This is a genomic window from Serratia sp. A07 (assembly GCF_058725505.1).
Genome location: NZ_JBZXDO010000134.1, coordinates 1 through 1,964, shown reverse-complemented (window position 1 = coordinate 1,964; position 1,964 = coordinate 1). Strand labels below are relative to the sequence as shown.

Genomic DNA, 1,964 nt, shown 5'->3' with positions numbered 1-1,964 from the left:
AGCAGGGTGCCGTAGCGATTGTTCTGGGCCGCCGCGTCATCCTGGAAGCTCAGCTGTTGGGTGGTCGGCGCCATGGTGCTTTTGTCGGGATTGACCGCTGAACCATAAGAGCGCCAATAGTAGTTGTAGCGGTGCCATTTGTAGTCGCTTTTCTCGGCGTCACGCTCAATCACCAGCCCTTCACGCAGGTTGTTCAGGCGACGGGCCTCGACCGTGGCGTCACCGTCCGCTTCGATAAAGCTCGCCCGGTTCTCAATCAGGTCATCACTGTGCAACTGCAGACGGTCGGCGCTGTAAATCAGCGCTCCCTCCCGGTTGGTCAATCGCTCACTGGCCTGCACTATCAGGCTGTGGGTTGCCGCCATCACCGCAGGCGCACCATGGTTGTCGATAATGCGTCCGTTCACGGTGATGTCGTCGCCCATCAGCGCCGCCGTGTTGTCCAGGGTATCGACGTTCAGCGTCATGCTGTCTGCTTCAATACGCCCGGTGTTTTGCAACGCCCCGGTCGTCAGCTGCAGCGTTTTGCCCACCAGGATGGCCGGATTGGTAATGCCGGCCGCATTGAGCACCAGATTGCCGGGCAGCAACCAGTCCGCCAGGTTGGTAAAGGCACCGCTCAGGGAGAACGTCACCGTGCCGTTACTGCTGACGGTGTCACCGGCCTGGCGAGTGTAGTCCTGCTGCGCGGACAGTGTCAGCGCCTGCAGCCCCAGCAGGGTACCGTTCTGGTTATCCAGAGTACGCGTATGCACGGTGAGTTGCCCGGCGCTCTCCACGCGCCCGCCCTGGTTAAGTAGCGCCAGCGGCGAGTCGGTACGGGAGAGGGCGGCGTTGATATCGAGATTGCCGTTGGCAAGGAGTCGCCCCTGGCGGTTATCCAGGGTGGCGACATCCGTGAAGGTGAGGGTGCCCGCACTTTGCAGCCGGCCTGCCGTGTTATCGATGTCACGCGCGGTGATACCGGTGTGCGCGGTGCCCAGTATCAGCCCGCCGTCGCGATTGTTCAGATGCTCGGCCTGCACATCCAGTTCCGCCTGGCTGCTGAGCGTGCCCTGTCCGCTGTTATCGAACGCTTCGGTCTTGAGCGTCAGGCCCTGAGTCGATACCAGTTGCCCACCCTGGTTGTTGACCTGCGCCCCCTCAAGCGTGAGTGTGTCGCCGCTGTGCACCTTGCCGTGCTGATTGTTAAGCCGGTCGAGTCGGTAGATGCCCGAGCCCTGACTGATGAGCGTGCCGCCGTCGTTGTCCAGCTGCTTTGATGTCACCGTGATGCCGCCGCGGCTGCTGAATACGCCGCGCGTATTATTGATACCGGCGGCCGACACCTTCTGGTCGCCATTGCTGCGCACGGCACCGTCGGTATTCTCCAGCAAGCCAAGAATACGCAGCGCTACGTGTTGCTGGCCGTCTATCGTCCCGCCGGCATTATTCAGCGTTTGTGCGTCAAGCGCCAGCGCACCGCCGCCCTGTATTTTCCCGCCGCGGTTGTCCAGCCCACCGTTCAGATTGAGCCGCAGCTGCTTCTGGCTGTAGAGTTGCCCCGCCTGTGCGTTATCAAGGCTACGGGCGGCAATAGTCAGCGCCTGGCCCGCCAGCCACTGACCACCGGCGTTATTGATGGCGCCGGCATGTTCGCCATCTTTGGCGCCTGCAACAGCAAGCTGCCCCTGCGCCGAGACCTTGCCGTTGCGATTATCGATATCCTGTTTGATGCGCAGCGCCAGGTTTTGTGCCGATTGCATCACGCCCCGGGCGTTATCCAACCAGTCAGCCGCCAGCTGTGCTTCCTGCTGGCTCTGTACGCTGCCCTTCGTATTGTCAAAACCGCCGCTTCTAGCCCGCCAGCTCCCCTGGCTGCCCATCCAACCCTGCGCGTTGACGATATCCTGCGCCTGCAGCATTTGAGACGACTGACTAAAAATCCGCCCCTGGCCGTTATCCAGCTTGCCGGTGAACTGCAT

Annotated in this window: 1 protein-coding gene; it reads right to left on the bottom strand. The window is 61.7% G+C overall.

Annotated features, from left to right (window positions below; genetic code table 11):
* The coding region (locus AC4PR2_RS28525; protein WP_492176005.1) for an autotransporter outer membrane beta-barrel domain-containing protein at positions 1-1,964 on the bottom strand (1,964 nt) is incomplete at both ends.